The sequence below is a fragment of the Streptomyces sp. NPDC048484 genome, from assembly GCF_040651415.1.
In the GTDB taxonomy this organism is placed as follows: domain Bacteria; phylum Actinomycetota; class Actinomycetes; order Streptomycetales; family Streptomycetaceae; genus Streptomyces.
In genome coordinates this window covers 1-16,871 of sequence record NZ_JBEZJY010000007.1, presented here as the reverse complement: position 1 = coordinate 16,871, position 16,871 = coordinate 1, and the positions used below count along the sequence as shown (strand labels likewise).

Genomic DNA, 16,871 nt, shown 5'->3' with positions numbered 1-16,871 from the left:
ATCGAGGGGTCAGGTTCTGTCACGAACTGCTGCTGTTCGAGCGGCCGAAGAACTCGATCTCGGCGATGGACACCTGCTTCTTGTCGTCCGCGGCGTAGGCCGAGCGCAGGACGAAACGTACCGAGCTGACCTCTCCCACCCGGAACTTGCGCCGCTGGCCGCCCGGGCTCTGGTCGAGGTTGATGATCCGCGTGCTCTTCTTTCCGTCGGAAGTGGTGATCTGTGCCTCGATGCGGTGCGGGAGGGCCGACTTCTGGAACTGGTCGACCTTGGTCGAGGTGCCGGAGGTGATGACCAGGTCCAGCAGCCGGGTCGGCTGGTCGAAGCGGGCCTCCACCCATTCGCCCTCACCGGACTGCGAGACCCCCGGCCCCCACCAGGTGTTGCTGAGCTTGTCGAACACGAGCTGCGCGCTGTGGCCGGGATACGAGCGGGACGCCTTGACGCTGTCCGGGGGAGCCGGGGCACGCTTGGCGAAGTGGTCGCGGGTCGCGTCGACTCCGGCGCCGATGTTGACTATGAGGGTGATGACCAGGCCCAGGACGACGGCGCCGACGACCCAGTTCATGACGCGTCCGAAGCCGCGGCGCAGGCGGGGCCGGTCGCCCGCCCACGGGGTCTCCGTGTTGCGGAAGTTCAGCAGTCGGCGCCACCAGGTCTGCAGCGCCGGCGGGCGCGGGCCGCCCGCCATCGGCATGGCGCAGCGGCCGCAGAAGTGCCGGTCGGGCCGGTTGGGGGTGCCGCACCAGGGGCACGGCGGCCCGTCTTCCGGACCCGACTCGGGGCCAGGGGCACGGACTTGGGGGCGGCCCGCGACCGGCATCCCGGGGAGCACGGGGGCGACCGGGGGCGTGGCGGTGACCCGGGGCCCGGGGTCGTTCACGGGGATGAGGAGGGACCTGGCCCGTTCGCCGGCGGTGTCGGCGGAGGAGGGATGGGGGCTTCCGTGGCCGAGGGCCGCCCTCGGCTCGGTGTCGGCGTCGGGCGGGTGGGAGCCGTCCGACGCTCCGGGGGAGGGGAAGCCGGCAGGCGGGGCGGCCGGGTACGCGCCCGCGGGGGGTGCCGCCGGCGTGTCCCGCTGTCCGGGTGCGGCCATGCCCACTGCGCCCGCTGCGCCCGCTCCGGAGGCGCCGAACGCGTGGGCCGACGCGGCGCCGGGGGCGGCGGAACCGGACGAGGAGGGCGGGGCAAACGAGGAGGGCGGGGTGCTGCCGGAGCCCGCGGGCGCGGGGTTCGACAGGGGTGCCCCGGCCTGCCCGGAGGCGGACGCGGAGGCGGCGCCCGGCTGCCGGGTACCTGAGCCCTGCCCGGAGTGCCCGGAGTCGGAGGTGCCGTCGAAGCCGCCGTCGGCGCCCTCGTGCGGCCGGAGAGCGTGTCCGCCCCCGGCCGCCGGGCGGCCGGCCCCGTCGTCGCGCCGGTGGGCCTCGTCCCCGGCGGTCGCGGTGGCCGCGGAGCCCTGCGCGGGGGCCACGTCATGGCCCGTCCGCGCCGAGCCCGAACCGCCCGATGCCACGTTGAACGCGTCCCATCCCGGGTCGTCGCCGGCGCCGCGGCCGGCCGCGGAATCCCGCGCCGGTGCGGCGGCGGCTCCCGCGGACACCGGGGCCGCGGCGGCGGACCGGTCCGGGCCCCCGGCCCAGCCGAGTACCGCCCCGCAGGAGTCACAGAAGGACTGGCCGGGCTCCGCGCGGGTGCCGCACTCGGCACAACTCCGCGCCGGCTCCCGTCCCGTGCCGGAGTTCTGGCTGGTCATCTCTCGGGAATCCTTTCGGCAGCGGTCACCTGGACCGTGTAGGGCATGTGGGCCGGGCGGGCGGCCGCCACGAGCGTGTCGAGGCGGTGTTCGTCCGCGCGGGTCGGGTCGGGCAGCCGGAGGGCGACGTGCAGACGAGGGCGCCGGTCACCGGGGACCGGGCCGAGCGGCCGGGCGTCCCAGGAGGCCCCACCGCTCTCGGTGATCTCCGGGGCCACGCCGAAGACCAGGCGTACCGCCTCGGACAGGCCGCGGCTGGTGCCCCGTACCCGGTGGAGAAAGGCGGCGGCGGCGACGGCCGCGCGCAGCCGGTCCTCGGGCTCGCTGCCGTCGGTCTCGGCGCCGACCCAGCCGGCCAGCCAGCGGGTGAAGTCCACCGGTGCCAGGGTCGGCGTGAAGTAGGAGTCCAGGTTGTCGAGGACGGCCAGGATCGGTGCGAGCACGTCGTCGAGGCCGCCGACGAACCGCTGGGCCAGATCGTCGTCGGCGAACACGGCGGGCAGTGTCATACCGATGGGTGAGGAGGACGCCAGCCCGTCGATCGAACCCCTCATGAGCGGTCTCCGATCACGCGGACGCGGTGGTCGAAGGAGAAGACCAGCGACGGGGGAGCGAGGTCGATACGGTCGGTCGGGTCGCCGCGCTTGCCGGTCAGGGGATCGGCCGGGTGGAGCTGGACCTCGTCGACCAGTTCGACGCCGGGGACGCGCTGGAGAACGGCGAAGACCTCACCGGACTGCACGGGCCGGCCGAAGGACCAGCCCCGGCCGTCGGCGCCGCCGGTCAGCGGGTCGAGATGCCGGTAGAGGGCGTCGTGCGCCTGGCGGCGGACCCGGTCCGTGTCGGTGCCGCGGAACGCGTGCACCGTGGCGACCACCGTGACGCCCTGGTAGAAGGGCGGCCCCACCGCCAGCCGGGTGCCGATCAGGCGTCGTTCGTCGAGGTGGCGGGTGATGCGATTGAGCAGCGCGTCACCGGGGACCAGTTGCTCGAAACGCAGCCGGCCGCCGGGGTCGGCCACGGCCTGGGGGACCACCAGCACCCGTACCGCGTACGACCCGTGCTCGCTCTCGTCGCCTTCCAGACAGGTGATCCGGGCCGTCTCGGGGGCGGCCCTGCGGGCGAGCTCCTCGTAGTCGCGCAGGGTCACCGCGCGCTCCTGGGCGCGCAGGGTGATGGGCGCCCGCGTCTTCGCCTCCTCCACCGTCTCGCCGTCGACCCCGCCGCGCGCCGCCTCCCGGTTGACGACCTCGGAGACGTACGGCACGGACGTGCGCAGCACCTGGACGGCGCCGCGCGCGACGTTCCCGGACCGGCCGCCGCCGGTGCGGTAGCGCAGGGCGCGGATGACGGCGCCCTTGGGGGCCACCGCCCCGTACTGGCGCAGGGTGCCGTCGGGTTCCCGTACCGCCGGACCGAAGGCGATGTCGCCCGTGGCGGCGTCCAGGGTGATGTGCCGGTCGAGCGGGGTGGAGGCGGCGAACGACGGGACGACCTCCCAGTCGGACCAGCCCTCGTGCTCGGCGGTCTGCAGCACCACCGGAGGGGTGTCGCCGACCACGGGGGCGTAGGCCAGCCGCAGCCGCTGCCCGGGCAGGCCGCTGGACTCGCCGAGCGCCTCGTCGTGCACGGTCTCGGCGTGCACGGCCGGGGTGGTGCCGCCGAGTGTGAACGCATCCACGGAGCGCACGGTCGGCGACGTGGTGTAGAAGGGCTGGTCGGGCAGTGGTTCGGTGACCCGGCAGCGCAGCCAGCCGGCCTCCTGCCCGCCGGTGCGGGACAGGGTGTGCGCCCCGGGGATGTGCAGGACGACCTCGCCGGGGCGGTTCAGACCGCCGGTGCCGTCCCGGTCGATCTCGCAGACGGTCCAGCCGTCCTCGGTCCACGCCTCCCAGATCAGCGGAGGCTGCCGCGGGTCCACGCCGACACCGTCGACCCGGCTGTCCAGCTCCATCGCGACGGCGCAGTGCGGTACGGCGGCGCTCAGGCCGAGCAGCATGCAGTCCCCGGGCCGCGGGGCCTCGGTGAAGCACATCACGTCCTTGCCCTCGGCGAGGTCGGCGGTCCTGTCGGTGACGGGCTCACCGTCCCGCTGGACCACGAGATACCGCAACTCGCAGGACACGATGGTCAGTTCGCGCTCGGTGGCGAAGACCGCGGCCTGCTCGCTCTCGGTGCGCGTGGTGGCGACCTCGGTGCCCATCGGGAGCAGCACGGCCTCGTCCTGCGGCGCGGACAGCCAGAAGGTGACGTCCGTACGGGCTGCGGAGGGCGGGAAGAGGGTGATGCCCACCAGGTCCAGGAACGCCAGGTGGTTCTTCTCCGGCACCCGGTTGAGCCGGTAGACGATCTGGTCGGCCATGTGGGCGACCGTTTCCACGAGGGTGACGCCCGGGTCGGAGACGTTGTGGTCGGTCCACTCCGGGGCGCGCTGCTGGATGTAGCGCTTGGCGTCGTCGACGAACTGCTGGAAGCGGCGGTCGTCGAGGTTCGGGGAGGGCAGTGCCATCAGCGGTCGCTTTCAGGGGAGGCGCCCGCGCCGGCGGCGTCGGGCTCCTCGTGGGAGGGGATGACGTAGAACGGGAAGACGAGGCTGCGCGGGTTGTTGGTGCCGCGGATCGAGTAGCGGACGTCGATGAAGAGCACGCCCTGCTCCGTCTCGGCGCCAGCGGTCACCTCGACGTCGCTCACCTCGATGCGCGGCTCCCAGCGGTCGAGGCTCGTGTACACCTCGTGCTGGATGCGGCCGGCGGTCGCCTCGTTGACCGGGGCGAACACCATGTCGTGGATGGCGCAGCCGAACTCGGGGCGCATCGGCCGTTCGCCCGGCGCGGTGGCGAGGACGAGCCGGATGGCCTCCTCGATCTCGCGCTCCCCGCTGACCAGGGCGATGCCTCCGGTGGGGCCGATGCGCAGCGGGAACGCCCAGCCGGATCCGACGAACTGCTCGGCCATCAGTGGGCCACCCGCCTTCTCGTCGTCGTCACGGTCCTGCTCGTCATGGTCCTGCTCGTCACGGTCCGGGTCGGCATGGTCCTGCTTCTCGGGGCGGTGGTTCTCTTGACCGAGGTTCTCGTGGAACTCATGGCCGTCACCCGAACGGGTACTTGATCTTGTTGACCGTCAGCAGGCCCATGAGGTCGATGTTGATGGCCCGCATGCCCACCTGGCCGATGGTGGTGAACTGCATGGTGCCGCCCGCGGTCGCCGAGAGGGCACCGATCGCCTTGAGGTTGAGGGCACCCATCGCGTCCACGGTCACCGCGCCGCCGAGCGACTTGAGGCTGACGATCCCGCGGCCCTGGAGGGTGAGCGGCCCGCCGCTCTTGATGCTGATGTTGGTCCGGGCGCTCAACGAGAGACTGGTGCCCGCGTCGATGGACACCGCGGTACCGCCTGTGATGCTGACGGCACCCTTGCTGTCCACGGTGATCTCGGTCTTGGTGCGGTCGAGGTTGATGACCAGCCGGTCGTTGCCGCTGGCCACCCGGACACCCTGCTTGCGGAGGCCGGTCTGCTGGCTGAGCAGGTCCACCCGATTGCCGTCGCGGTCGGACAGGGTGTGCCGGATCGCCTTCTTCTTGAGCGGGTCGTGCAGCGGGACGTCCTTCACCACGGTCGGCTTGTCGATGCCGTTGTAGAGGCTGCCGATGACGAAGGGGTGGTCGAGCGCGCCCCGGTCGAAGCCGACCAGCACCTCGTCGCCGACGTCCAGCGGGAAGACCCCGCCGCCCGACTTCCCGCCCAGCTGCACGGACCGCGTCCAGTCGCTGACGTACGCGTCGTCCAGCCACGGGAACTGCAGCTTCACCCGGCCCTGCCTGAGCGGGTCCTGTACGTCGGTGACGAGCGCGTTGGCCACACTCGGCAGCCGGGGCGCGGCCGAACCGCCGCCGGACGTCAGCCCGAACAGGGAGCGCCACTGCCGCCCGGTCACGTTCACCAGCGTCTCGTAGTGACTGCCCGCGCCGAAAGTGTGCCGTACGGAGGTGACGGTGTACTTGCCCTCGAAGGGGACGCCCACGTCGGTGAGCGCGATGGCCACGCCGGGACGCAGCACGGGATTGCCGTGCACCGTGACCTCCAGCTCGGCGAACGACGAGGTGAGCTCGTCCGCGAGGGAGGCCGCGGCGAACTTGACCTCGGGCCTGCCGTCGTACGGGGTGTCGGTCTCGACCAGTTTGGCGGCCTTGAAGGCGTTGGCCGCCTTCTGCGGGGTGGTGCCGATGGCGAAGGCGGGGCTGGTGCCCGCCTTCTTGAGCTCGACGACCTTCTTCTTGGTTTTGACGTCCCAGCCGCGCGCCTCGACCTTGTCGACCTGGTCGGCGGCGGTGACGGCGGCCCGGCAGCGCATTACGTCGACACGGCCCCGCAGCACACGGGGGTTCGGGTCGTCGGGGGACTTCGACACGGGTGCCTTGGACGCCGGGTCCGGCTCGGTGAACTCGAACTTCCCCTTGGCGTCCAGCGACATCACCAGCTCGTTCTCGTCGGCGAGCCGCGCCAGGAAGTCCCAGTCCGTCACGTTGGACTGGGAGATGAACTCGTAGAGCGTCTTGGTGGCCGAGATCTTCCCGATGGCGATGCCGTTCATCCCGGCCAGCTTGCGGGCGATGTCGGCGCCGGTCATGTTGCGGTACGCGGCCACCCTGCGCACCCGCATCAGACGGTGCCCCGGGTCGTATCCGCGGATGACGGCGAACGTACCGGTGCCGTCGTAGTCGGCCTCCATGCCGGTGACCTCGCCGGTGAGCAGCGGGGTCGTCGCGCCCTTGCCGTCGGCGACGGGTGCGATGACCACCTGGGAGCCGAACCTGATGTTCAGTTTGCCGAGCAGGTCCCGGTCCGGGTCGCGGAAGGTGAGCCGGAACTCTCCGGGCACTCCGGCCCCGAGGTCGACCCAGCCGCCGACGAGCAGGTTGATGGAGTCGGGCGGGATCTTCTTGCTGTCGATGGTGACGTGGATGATGTTGGAGTAGGACGTCTTCGCCATCAGAAACGCACCTCCTCGGCGGCGGGGAGGACCAGCTCGATACCGGTGGGCAGGCGCGAGGGGTCGTCGATCCCGTTGCTCTCGGCGATCGCGCGCCAGGCGGACGCGTTGCCGTACTCGCGCCAGGCCAGCGACTGCAGGGAGTCGCCCGCGACGACCCGGTGCACCCGCTGCGCGGTGAGCGCGCCCGAGGTCGGGTTCTGGCCCTTGGTCTTGCTGGGGATCTCGTGCAGCGCCACCTGGCAGGTGGCGCGGATCGGCACACCTGTCGTGCCGAACAGCGAGTAGGTGACGTCCACGGACTCCACGTACGAGGTGAAGCGGGCCGTGGAGAACGAGCCCCACTGGAACACCACCCAGGGCGGCGAGGGCTGCTTCGCGGCGATGCTCTTGGCCGTCACCTCGCAGCAGTCCAGCAGGGACTCCACGTTCTTCAGCACCACGTTGCTGGTCGGCTTGGTGGACGTGTCCAGGAAGATCTCGACCGTCATCTGGCGCGGCTCGGGCCCCATGAACTCCGGGACCGTGCCGTCGCGTACGGCAGCGGCGGGTGTGGACTTCCACTGGGCGCGGCGGTTCAGTTGCAACTGGGACGGGTTGAAGTCGAACTTGAACGTCTTGATCAGAGCGCCCGGCGTGCTGCTGGAGCCGACGGGCGGTTCGTGGATGGCGATAGTGGCGCGCACGAGGCTCTTGCCCGCGCCGCCCTTGCTTCCCTTTGCCATGTGGTGTTCCGCCCCCTCAGTCCGTGAATCCGTGGTGGGTGATCTCCAGGACCTCGGTGGCCACGTTCGGGCTGGCCGGGTCCAGGGAGGGCCCCGTCCAGCTCACCGGCAGCACGTCGATCAGCCCCCAGTGCGCGACCTCCGAACCGTCCGCGCGCAGCGCGGCGATCTGTGCGGTCGGCCGTTTGATGCCGGTGGCCACGGAGGAGATCCAGGCCGCGACCTTGGAGGTGTCCGGGGTCAGCGGCCGGGTCAGCCGGATGTTGGAGAAGGTGACACGGGACGGAAGCTGCCAGACAAACCCGTTGTTGCCGCCCTCCTGGCGTTGCTCGATCTCCACCGTGGACGAGAGTCCCTCGCACCCGTTGAAGTAACCGAGGCTCTCGCCGTCGATGGTCAGGGTGAAGTAGATGGTGGAGCCCGGGTCGAGAGCGCGGGACATCGGGGGCGGCCTTTCTGCGGACGTCGGTCGTGCGGGTTGTTCGGGTGGTGCGGGTTGTTCGGGTGGTTCCGGTGGTTCGGGTGGCTCGCGGTCGTGCCGGGTTTCGGCCGGTGGATGGCCGGTGAGTGGCCGGTGGGTGGTCGGTCAGCGGCGCGGGTCGCGGAGCTTGCCGATCCGCTCCCGGTCGAGCCGCAGCTCGGTACGGATCAGCCGGGTGATCCGGCTGATCAGCCTGTGCGTGAGTTCGTCGAGCTGGAAGTCGGTCAGGGAGCGGGGGTCGAACTGGCCCTTGGCGACCGCGGTGTACTCGGGCGGTGGCCGGCTGGGCTCGTAAGCGGGTGGCGGGTCATCGGCCGAGCCCGACCCGGACGAGCCGCGCGACGAGGTGCCGTGGGCCGTGACGGTGGAGACGGCCGTGGTGGCCTTGGCGGACGTCGGCAACGTCAGACCACCCGGGTTCCGCTGTACGGAGACGGGGGCGGAGGGTGCCGGGGCGGGTGCCGGTGCCGCCGGTGCGGTTGTGGCAGCTGACCTGGGCGCGGCTACGGCGTGCCGCTGCACGACTGACGGGCCGGGGTAGGCACTTGGCCGGGACAGCGGCTGCGGACGCGGAGTCGTCCTGGCGGCCCCGGTGGGCGGGACGCTGCCGGGACCGGACTTGGCGGCGGAGAGGAGCGGTACCGCTCGGCCGGCTGGTGCGCTGGGAGTGACGGCCCGCTGTATCGCATGTCCGGCGCCGGGCGACCCGGGCCTGCTGTTCGTGGGCGCAACCGTAGGCCTGGAAGCGGGTGTGGAGCGGCGCAGCGGGACGGCGGCCGGGGGTGCCGCGCGCCGGGCCTCGCGGGGCGCCGCGGTCGTCAGAACCGGGGCGAGGGCACGGGCAGAGGTCAGACCACGTAGGGGAGCGGGGCCTTTGGGCACGGACGTGCTCGTGATCGAGCGCTGCACAGCTGTCATAGGTGCGGGTGCAGATGCAGGTGCTGGTGCAGGTGCTGGTGCTGGTGAAGGCGTCGCCACGCGCCTGCTGCTTACGGCTTTGGTGCCCGCACCAGAGGGGCTCGCCGTGACCGCGCGCTGTACGGCAAAGGAGTTGGCGGCCGGTGCTGACAGCGGCACGGCCGGAAGGCGGTGGGGCGCCGTCCGTGTTGTCGCTGCCGGTGCCGGTGCCGGAACTGGTGTGGGTGCGGGAGCCGGGGCTCCTTGGAGGTGAGTGGCCGGTCCGGGCGTACGGTCCGGTGCCTGGCCCTGGCGTGCTGTCGTCGCACGCTGAACCGCACGCGGTGCGTCGGGGCCCGAACCGCCGGCGGCGGAGGCGAGCCCGGGGATGGGAGCGCCGAGCAGGGGGTGCTGTCGCGGTGCGGGCGTGGTCGCGCGCTGGACAGAGGTACGCGGGGGAGTGGCCGCCCCGCCGGTCGGCGGGGCCGGGGACGCCGGAGATACGGCCGAAACGCTGGACCGGTCTGCCGGGCCGGCAGGCGCGGTCGGCCCCGTGGGACGGACGGCGGGGCCCGAGGGCGCGGCCGAGCCGATCGGCGGAGCCGCAGGGGCCGAGGACGGAGGAGGGGTGACCGAGGAGGCGGGAAGCGGGGCCGCGGGGCCCGGACGTGCGGCCGTCGAGCCCGTGGTGGGCAGGTGCCCCGAGGTGGGCGCACCGAGGCCCATACGCCTCGCCCCGCTGGAAGTGCTCCGCTGTACGGGGTACGTGCCCGCGCCGGACGACGTGCCCGGAGTGGCCGAAGCGGCGGCAGGAGAAACGCCGGCAGGAGGAGTGGCGGCAGGAGAAACGCCGGCGGGAGGAACGGTGGCGGGGCTGCTGGGGCCGGCTGCCGGGTCGCCGGGGCCGGCCGTGGCCCTCTGGACGACGGCCGCCGTACCCGCGAGGGCACTGCTCGCCGTACTGGCAGGGGCTGTCCCCGCCCCGGTGGCACCAACTGCCCTGTCGGCGGGGCTGACCGGCATGCCACTCGTACGAGTTTCAGGGTTGCCGCTACTGCTACTGCTACTGCGGTCGGTGCTCGGGCGGACGGGGCCGGGGGCCGGGTCGCTGGGACCGGTGGCGGCTGAGGCTGTGGTTGCGGCAGTGGATGCGGCGGGCGTGGCCGCCGTACTGCCGGAACCGGGCGTCGCTCGCTGGACGTTGACCGCCGCGCCGCTGGAACGGGTCGCCGTGTCACTGGATCCCGTGGAAGCGCGCTGGACGCTTGCCGCCGCGTTGCCCGACTCGGGCGCCGCGCCGCGCGTGCCGTCCGTCGCCCTGCTGGGGCCGGCCGCGGTTCCGCCAGGGGTGCTCGCGGAGCCGGAGCTGGTTGGTGCCGGTGTTGTCGCGGAGGGCGTCGCTGTCGTACGGCTGCGGTCGGCCGCCGCCCGCTGGACGTTGACCGCCGAGCTGGTGGGGCTGGTTGACGTGCTGCCGGAGGAGGCTGCCGCCTTCTGGGCGCGGACCGGCGCAGGGCCGGTGTCGGCAGCCGGCGTGGCACCGGTACCGGCAGTCGGCGCGGCACCGGGGGCGGGCGTGGCGGGTCCGGACGTCGTCGGGGCAGGGCCGGTTGTCGTTTCGGGGCGCGCGGAGGCTGTGCCACGAGAGTCGGCAGCCGCCCTCTGGACGGCGGCGGCCCCACTGCTGGGGGCGGGCGCCGAGCCGGTGGAACCGGCCGCCTTGGCGGCAGGGCCGGCCGACGTACCACTAGGGCGGGTTGAGGAGTTAACGCTGCTGCTGCTGCTGCTGCTGCCGCCGCCGCCGTTGCCGCTGGTCGGGCGGACCGGTCCGGGCGCCGGGCTGCTGGGAACGGGCGCCGCAGCTGCGGAGCCGGTGGTGCTTGAAGCCGAGACGGTGGGCGCGGCAGGCGAAGTGGGAGAGGTGGGCGCGCCGGACGAGGCAGGCGCGACTGCCGCACCGCCGGAACGGGACTGCGCCCGCTGAACGTTGACCGCCGCCGCGCTGGAGTGGGGCGCCGTGCTGCCGGGGCCGACCCCCGTACCGTCGGCCCCGGCAGCACGGTTGCTTGAGGCAGGCGCCGTACCGCCACCGGACGTCGGCCTGACGGAACCGGTCGGAGCCGGGCCGCTCAGGTTGCGCGGAGTCGGACTGCCCGAACCGGACGGTGTTCCGACCGAACCGAGTTCACCCACCCCCGGGCCGACCGGTCCTGACGGCACAGGACCCGACGGCACAGGACCCGACGGCACAGGACCCGACGACGCAGGGCCCGACGGTGCGGGGCCCGGCGCCCCGGTGGCACCCGGAGCCTCCCGTCGGGCCACCGGCAGAGTCCGCTGTCCTACGGCAGACGCGGCGGGCGCCCTGGTCAGCGGGCTCTGCCGACGGGTCCTGGGTGGTACGGCGGTCACCCGGGGGCCCGTCGGGCGGGACGCCGTGACCGCACGGGACGCGCGCTGTACCGGTAGTACGCCTGGTGCATCCGATACACCTGATACACCCGATACACGCGATACATCTGATGCGTCGCCGTGAGTATGGGCAGAGGCAGAGGCAGAGGCAGAGGCAGAGGCAGAGGCAGGGGCGGCCTCGGGCAGGTCGGCCGCCGCCACCGGCAGGGTGCGCGAGGGTGCTTCGAGCCCCGGGACGGGCCTGGCCGATGTGGTGAGCGCGTTCCTGATCAGCCCGCCCGGTGCGCCGTCGAGAACGGCGTGGGACAGGGCACCGGTGAAGGAGGGGTTCTGCCAGGTGCTCAGTCGCCCGCCGAACCCGGAGTCCGCGACACCGGTCCGCCCCACAGCGGCGCGCTGGATCGGCGGCAGCCCCGTCCAGCCGGCCACCGCGGCCGGAGCGGAACTGCTGTGTCCGGTCACCGGGTTCGCTTCGGCAGCCGGGTTCGCCTCAGGAACCGGGGTAGGCCCCGGCCCGGGACGTGCGGCGGATGCCGCCGCACCACCCCTCAGTCGGTCGAAGAACCCCACTGATCAGCCCTCCGCCCCGCCCCGGGTCACCAGGGACGCGATCTGTTCCGTGTAGCGGCGGCGATCCTGGTGTTCGAGGTCCAGGATCGTCTCCAGGCTCCAGTGGAAGTGGTAGGCGACGTACGCGATCTCCTCGTGCAGCCGGTCGGTCGCGTACGTCACGATTCCCCCAGGCGGCTCCCGCCGAGTTCGACCTCGAAGGGCTCCGAGCAGTGGGGGCACTCCACGGCGGCGCGGGTGTGGCCCTCGGCGTTGACCTGCCGGTAGAAGTCCTGCAGGAACGCGAGGTCGGAGGCGAACATGTTCTCCACCACCCCGTCGTGCACCATCGCCACCGTGCCGAGGCGGGTGATGACCCGGCCCAGCAGAACCACCGACAGATAGGCGGGGTTCTCCTGGACGCGGACGTCCCGCAGCGGTATCAACTCGTCCCGGGCGGTGGCGAGACGCATCACGCCGTCCCGGTGCACCGTGCCCGAATCGTCGACGTAGCCGCGCGGAAGCTCGAACGGGAACTCCGTCCGCAGCGGCTGCGCCACCGGCGCGGGGGCCGGCGCCGGAGCCGGGGCGGGCGCCGGAGCAGCAGTCTGCTCCGGCGCCGCCACCGGTCCCGGCGCCGAAGCGTCCACGGCCGGGCCGAGGCCCGCCCTGCCAGCGGTACGGCGCATTACTCGATGACCAGTTCTTCGAAGACGATGGTCACGGTCTCGGTGAGCGCGGCGGCCTCGCCGGCCTTCAGGGAACTGGAGTCGATCTTGCTGCACCAGGCGTTGCGCATGTTGTACCGCTTCACCGGGTTGTTCTGGTAATCCATCATGATGATGGAGGCGTTCTTGCGGGCCGTGCTCATCTGGCCCGAGATCGAGTCGTTGATCCACGTCGTGAACGCCGGTGACTGGGTCATTCCGCGCACCACGGTGCACTGCCCGTCCTTCTGCACGCCGGGCATGAGGCTGACCTCGGGCCGGCCCTGTGCCGAGTTCGACAGGTGCTTGATGACGTCCTGTTCGATGCTGAGGCCGTTGACCTCCGCGAGGTACTCGACCATCACGCCGTCGATCTGCAGACCGAAATTATGTGAAGTGAGAGCGTCACCCGGGCTGAGACTCATCTGTTCTGTGTCCTTCTGAGGGTTCTTGGCGATGCCGTACGCGTGTGCGTACTACGCGTCGGCGTACGGGGATGCGCAGGGGGATGCGTACCCGGAGGCACGCACGAGCCGGCGGGGCAGGCGGTGCCTACTCCTCCAGCTCCCCGCTGCCGCTGGAGAACTGGGCCAGCCGGAAGATCACGAACTCGGCGGGCTTGACGGGGGCGATACCGATCTCGCAGATCACCCGTCCGAGGTCGACCGACTCCGGGGTGTTGGTCTCCTCGTCGCACTTGACGTAGAACGCTTCCTCCGGCCGCTGGCCGAAGAGCGCGCCGCTGCGCCACTCGTTGACGAGGAACGCCGAGACGTTGCGCCGGATCCGGGCCCACAGGTTGTGGTCGTTCGGCTCGAACACCACCCACTGGGTACCGAGGAGGATCGACTCCTCCAGGTAGTTGAAGTACCGGCGGACGTTGAGGTAGCGCCAGGCCGGGTCCGAGGACATGGTGCGGGCGCCCCAGACGCGGATACCGCGGCCCGGGAAGGCACGGATGCAGTTGACGCCGATGGGGTTGAGCAGGTCCTGCTCGCCGCGGGTGATCTGGAGCTCCAGGTCGACCGCGCCGCGTACGACCTCGTTGGCGGGCGCCTTGTGCACACCGCGCTCGAAGTCGTTGCGGGCCCAGATGCCGGCGACGTGGCCGCTCGGCGGGGTCAGGCGGGACTGGCCGGTCGCCGGGTCGAAGACCTTGACCCAGGGGTAGTACAGGGCCGCGTACTTGGAGTCGTACCCCGCGGTCTCCTGGCGCCAGACGCGGATCTCACGCGCGTTGAGGCTGGGCGGTGGGTCGATGACGGCGACGCGGTCGCCCATCAGCTCGCAGTGCGCGATGAGACCGAGCTGGACCGCCTTCACGGCCTCCAGGTCGATCGCGCCGCGCTGGTAGGCGGCCATCAGGTCGGGGACGGCGACCATGGAGATCTCGTCCACGGCCTCCAGGCCACCGAAGCCGGTGCGGTCGGCGGAGTCGCCGAGGTACTGGGCCGGGCCGGGGTGAGCGGTGTCCGATCCGGCGGGAACGGCCGGGGAGGCGGACGAGGCGCCCGTGGGGGCGACCAGCGACACGGTCTGGTTCTCCGGCCGCGCCAGCTGCGCGGCGGGCGCCGCCTCCTGCACGGTGATGAGCTTGGAACGCTCCTTCACCTGCGTGACGACGTAGTTGCGGCCGCCCTTCTTGGCGCTCACGTCGAAGGTCTCGACGGGCCTCTCGCCGTCCTTGACGATCAGCTTGAAGCGCTCGGCGGGACCCTCGCCCTCGGGGTCGGCGACCTCGACGGTGAGCGAGCCGCCCGCGATGGCGGTCACGCTGAAGGTGCCGAGCTGCTTCGGCTCGCCCGCCGGGAGCGCGGCCCGGGAGGCGGAGCCGGCGACGGCGGCCGGGGAGGAGCCGTTCGCCGGTGCGCCCTCGGCAGCGCCGCCGACACGTACGACGTACGCGGCGCTGCCACCGTTGTTGAAGAACCCGTACACGGAGTGCGCGAGGTAGAAACCTTCGGTGAAGACACCGAAGGACGCCACGTACTGGGACCAGTTGGTCACCAGGGTCGGCTGGTTCAGCGGGCCGGTCGGAGCGAGCCCGACGAAGGCCGCGACCGACGTGCCCACTCCCTCGATGGGACGCGAGCCGCTGGCCACCTCCTCGACGTATACGCCGGGTGACAGGTAGGACGGCATGCTCTGCGCTCCTCGGGGTACGAGACAGGTCTTCTCCGACCTTCACGCGCGCGGGCGTTCCTTGAAACGTCCTGCGGTACCTGATCGGGGGCAAACTCCCTGCCCACAAGGGCAGCCCGAGGCGCCCGAGTGCCCCTTGATCCGTCCGGACTGCCCGGAGAAATGCCCTCGCAGCCCTCCCCGTGTCCGGCCCCGCCCGGTATCGCTGAGAGATCAGCCAGTGGAGGGGAACGTCATGCGCGCGCACGAAGCCCAGGCCGACAAGGCCGGTGGTGACCAGGCACGGGTCCGCCCGACGGCGGAGCGGAACACCACCGCGGACCGGATCCTGGCACTGCAGAGCGCGGCGGGCAACGCGGCGGTGACCCGGGCCGTGCAGCGGGACCGGCACGAACACGGCGAGGGCTGCGGGCACGGTCCGGAGGTCCAGCGCTCGATGGTGGACGAGGTCGTGAAGTCCCCGGGCGGCCGCATGAACGGCTCGCTGCTCAAGGAGACGGCGAGCTGGTTCGGCGGCGAGGACTTCAGCAACGTACGTCTGCACACGAACGCGGTCGCCCTGCAGTCCGCCGCGGCGATCGGCGCCCGCGCGTACACCGCCGGCGACAACGTGGTCTGGGACGGGAAGGACAAGCCCACCCTCATCCACGAACTGCAGCACGTCCACGACCAGCGGCGGGGTTCTGTCCCCGGCAGCGACAACGGCTCGGGCCTCAAGGTCTCCAGCCAGAACGACTGGGGCGAGAAGCGGGCGGACGCGATCGAGGCGCGGGCGAGGAGCGGGGCGCCCCCGGTGCAGCGCGCGGTCGCTCCCGAGGGCGCGACCGGCACCGAAGTCGCGACCGGCACCGAAGCCGCGACCCGCACCGAAGCCGTGAACGACACGGACACGGACACCGGCACCGGCACCGAAGAGGTGAGTGCGGGGCGCGGTTCCGGTGGGCATGCGATCCAGCGCGCGGTGTGGACGTTCAACGGCAGTACCAACACGCACGACGTCCTGGGGCAGGACGCGGGTGCGGGTGTGTGGACCGACAGCAACGGCCAGACCAGGACCACCAGGGAACTGCAGGTCGATTCCCGGTCCCTGCAGCACGGCGACAGGTACGACGACGCCACACGGCAACTGCACAGCAGCGGAAGCGTCGCCATCACCAGGCGCGGGACCATCGCCGACCACGAGTATCCGCAGCGCGAGACCAGGACGCGCAAGGCGGTGGTCGAGGCCCAGGAGAAGATGGCGACCGCGCTGGCCCTGCTGAGCGCGGCGGGCGGCACTCCGAACGGCTTGCTGCTGCAGGCGCTCAGGTCCGCGTTCCCGCTGTTCCAGACGGCGACTCCCCAGCAGATCGGCGGGCTCCTGCCACGGATCTCCGAAGTGCTGCGACGCGTTCAGGTGGGCCTGAACTCACAGGGCGCGCAGATCGCCCTGGTCGGACAGGCATCGATGTTCGACCGGGGCGCCAGGGGGGCGAACGCGGCCGGCGCGGCAGGATGGGTCGACCCGAGCGCCAAGGACTACCTCGCCCGGCTGAAGCCGGACCACATGAAAAGCGAAGAGCTTCCGTCCATGGACTCGGGGCGCACCGGCGCGATCAACCTGAGGGAGGAGGGCGAGGTGGCCTGGTACGTCATCCACGAGGCCACGCACCGGTTCGCCGGAACGCTGGACTACCAGTACAGCTCGTACGACCACGAGTTGCAGGAGGACGCCGCGCATGCGGGGCTGGCGACGGTCCTGGACCCGGCCACCATGGCCACCCAGGACGCAGCGATGCTCGGCAGGCGGGGCGCCCGCGACCCGTCCACCTACTCGGGCGACAACGAGACGCAGCGTCCGAAGCGGCAGGAGAACTGGTACGCCATGGGCCGGCGCGCGCTGATGAACGCCGACTCCTACGCGCACTTCGTCATGACCGCGACCGGCTCGCCGATCCCCAGGAGCTGACGGTCCCGCCTGGGGGGCCGTTCGGGCAACACAGCGTGCACTCGGGTCTGCTGCCGGAGGCCTGTCGGCTCGCTAGCGTCCATATGTGAGCCTTTGGACTTCTCTGGAGCCCGCCTCCGCGACTGTGGACCCGGGTGGCAGTACGACCGTGCGGCTGCGTCTGCGCAATACCGGTGATGTGGTGGACGAGTACCGCTTCGAGGCGGTCGGTTCGCTTGCGCCGTGGACGGTGGTGGAGCCGCAGACGCTGCGGTTGTATCCGGG

The 16,871-nt window shown here is 72.0% G+C and carries 14 protein-coding genes and 1 pseudogene; 3 read left to right on the top strand and 12 right to left on the bottom strand.

Features of this window, described 5'->3' with window-relative positions; all coding sequences use genetic code 11:
* Nucleotides 1-19: 19 nt before the first annotated feature.
* The 8 genes from AB0D14_RS08860 to AB0D14_RS08825 form a co-directional block, all read right to left on the bottom strand.
* Nucleotides 20-1,753, bottom strand: coding sequence for a zinc ribbon domain-containing protein (locus AB0D14_RS08860; protein WP_362776241.1), 1,734 nt, complete (start codon nt 1,751-1,753; stop codon nt 20-22).
* Nucleotides 1,750-2,307, bottom strand: a complete 558-nt coding sequence (locus AB0D14_RS08855; RefSeq protein WP_362776239.1) for a phage tail protein — start codon at nt 2,305-2,307, stop codon at nt 1,750-1,752. The genes AB0D14_RS08860 and AB0D14_RS08855 overlap by 4 nt, the downstream gene beginning before the upstream one ends.
* Nucleotides 2,304-4,262 carry a putative baseplate assembly protein gene (locus AB0D14_RS08850; RefSeq protein ID WP_362776237.1) on the bottom strand — a complete coding sequence of 653 codons (1,959 nt, stop codon included), beginning with the start codon at nt 4,260-4,262 and terminating at the stop codon, nt 2,304-2,306. Before AB0D14_RS08850 ends, AB0D14_RS08855 begins: the two co-directional genes overlap by 4 nt.
* Complete coding sequence (locus AB0D14_RS08845; protein WP_362776235.1) at nt 4,262-4,708, bottom strand: GPW/gp25 family protein; 447 nt, start codon at nt 4,706-4,708, stop codon at nt 4,262-4,264. Before AB0D14_RS08845 ends, AB0D14_RS08850 begins: the two co-directional genes overlap by 1 nt.
* Nucleotides 4,709-4,844: 136 nt before the next feature.
* Nucleotides 4,845-6,746 carry a VgrG-related protein gene (locus AB0D14_RS08840; protein ID WP_362776233.1) on the bottom strand — a complete coding sequence of 634 codons (1,902 nt, stop codon included), beginning with the start codon at nt 6,744-6,746 and terminating at the stop codon, nt 4,845-4,847.
* Nucleotides 6,746-7,471 (bottom strand): peptidase M23, encoded by a 726-nt coding sequence (locus AB0D14_RS08835; protein ID WP_362776231.1) that lies wholly within the window; start codon nt 7,469-7,471, stop codon nt 6,746-6,748. The genes AB0D14_RS08840 and AB0D14_RS08835 overlap by 1 nt, the downstream gene beginning before the upstream one ends.
* Nucleotides 7,472-7,487: 16 nt before the next feature.
* Nucleotides 7,488-7,913 (bottom strand): phage tail protein, encoded by a 426-nt coding sequence (locus AB0D14_RS08830; RefSeq protein WP_362776229.1) that lies wholly within the window; start codon nt 7,911-7,913, stop codon nt 7,488-7,490.
* A gap of 144 nt (nt 7,914-8,057) precedes the next feature.
* Nucleotides 8,058-8,354, bottom strand: coding sequence for a hypothetical protein (locus tag AB0D14_RS08825; RefSeq protein ID WP_362776228.1), 297 nt, complete (start codon nt 8,352-8,354; stop codon nt 8,058-8,060).
* Nucleotides 8,355-9,309: 955 nt separating this feature from the next.
* On the opposite strand from AB0D14_RS08825, the gene AB0D14_RS08820 reads away from it, so the two are divergent.
* A complete protein-coding gene (locus AB0D14_RS08820) occupies nt 9,310-10,833 on the top strand; it encodes a hypothetical protein (RefSeq protein WP_362776226.1) in 1,524 nt (507 codons plus the stop codon).
* 1,001 nt (nt 10,834-11,834) lie between these two features.
* Here the strand turns inward: AB0D14_RS08820 and AB0D14_RS08815 are convergent.
* The 4 genes from AB0D14_RS08815 to AB0D14_RS08800 all read right to left on the bottom strand — a co-directional run bounded on the left by AB0D14_RS08815 (nt 11,835) and on the right by AB0D14_RS08800 (nt 14,659).
* Nucleotides 11,835-11,993, bottom strand: coding sequence for a DUF6760 family protein (locus AB0D14_RS08815; RefSeq protein ID WP_188114298.1), 159 nt, complete (start codon nt 11,991-11,993; stop codon nt 11,835-11,837).
* A complete protein-coding gene (locus AB0D14_RS08810) occupies nt 11,990-12,499 on the bottom strand; it encodes a hypothetical protein (RefSeq protein ID WP_362776224.1) in 510 nt (169 codons plus the stop codon). Before AB0D14_RS08810 ends, AB0D14_RS08815 begins: the two co-directional genes overlap by 4 nt.
* Nucleotides 12,499-12,942, bottom strand: coding sequence for a phage tail protein (locus AB0D14_RS08805; RefSeq protein WP_362776222.1), 444 nt, complete (start codon nt 12,940-12,942; stop codon nt 12,499-12,501). The genes AB0D14_RS08810 and AB0D14_RS08805 overlap by 1 nt, the downstream gene beginning before the upstream one ends.
* A 127-nt stretch (nt 12,943-13,069) precedes the next feature.
* The gene (locus AB0D14_RS08800) at nt 13,070-14,659 is read right to left on the bottom strand and encodes a phage tail sheath subtilisin-like domain-containing protein (protein WP_362776220.1); all 1,590 of its coding nucleotides are present in this window, start codon (nt 14,657-14,659) and stop codon (nt 13,070-13,072) included.
* 235 nt (nt 14,660-14,894) lie between these two features.
* Here AB0D14_RS08800 and AB0D14_RS08795 point away from each other — a divergent pair, with 235 nt between their 5' ends.
* Together AB0D14_RS08795 and AB0D14_RS08790 are read left to right on the top strand one after the other, a co-directional pair.
* Nucleotides 14,895-16,607, top strand: coding sequence for a DUF4157 domain-containing protein (locus AB0D14_RS08795; protein WP_362776218.1), 1,713 nt, complete (start codon nt 14,895-14,897; stop codon nt 16,605-16,607).
* Between the two features lie 85 nt (nt 16,608-16,692).
* A pseudogene (locus AB0D14_RS08790) lies at nt 16,693-16,871 on the top strand (hydrolase); the annotation flags it as partial.